Here is a 733-nt window from a genome sequence, read left to right as displayed (position 1 = left end):
CCATTGGAAAAAGTTTATTGCAGCTGAAAACGGAGCAAATGCACCGTACTTAGAAGTAAAATATTCTTACGCAAAACCAAATACACCGAGAGTACAAGCTTATTCAAATGGGAGCGGGAGTGGTTCAGGTCACTTCAATCTACAATGGGATCCGGTCCCAGGGGCAACCGAGTATAAAGTAGCTATTTTTAACGGATATGACTATGAATATATTTCAGTTGGGAATGTGACAAGCTGGACGACGAAAGATAAAAAAATATTCCCGACGCCAGAAGAGATTGCACAAGGACGATACTGGATACATGATGACGGAAAAGGGGCAGAAGCACCTACTAACCCAGGACAAATATATAAAAATGCTTATCAAGCAGGCGGTCCGTATGGGGATTATAGCGGAAGAAGTAGCTATTGGTTTCGTATTGTAGCCGAGTATCCATTTGGTGAAAGTCCGCTTTCGGATGGAGTCGTTCCATTTATTCCGTTAGAGCAAGTGAAAAAGCCAGATGGTTCAGCTTATATTAATGCGACAGATAAGGAAACGGGATATGTCACATTAAAGTGGGATGCGGTCCCAGCGGCATCCGGCTATAAAGTTTGGGTATATAACGGAAAAGATTATGAAGCGTTCGATGTAGGAGATAAGACTAACTGGACAACACAAAACGAGAAAATTTGGCCAACGAAAGATGAAATAGCGAAAGGCCAATATTTACTTCATCACGATAAAAAAGGT

General features: G+C 41.6%; 1 pseudogene. It reads left to right on the top strand.

The features are described from left to right. Positions 1-733 (top strand): annotated as a pseudogene (locus MR083_RS26715) (wall-associated protein); the annotation flags it as partial.

It is taken from the genome of Bacillus cereus group sp. BfR-BA-01408 (assembly GCF_022663305.1).
GTDB lineage: Bacteria > Bacillota > Bacilli > Bacillales > Bacillaceae_G > Bacillus_A > Bacillus_A pacificus.
This window is presented reverse-complemented; position numbering and strand designations above follow the sequence as displayed.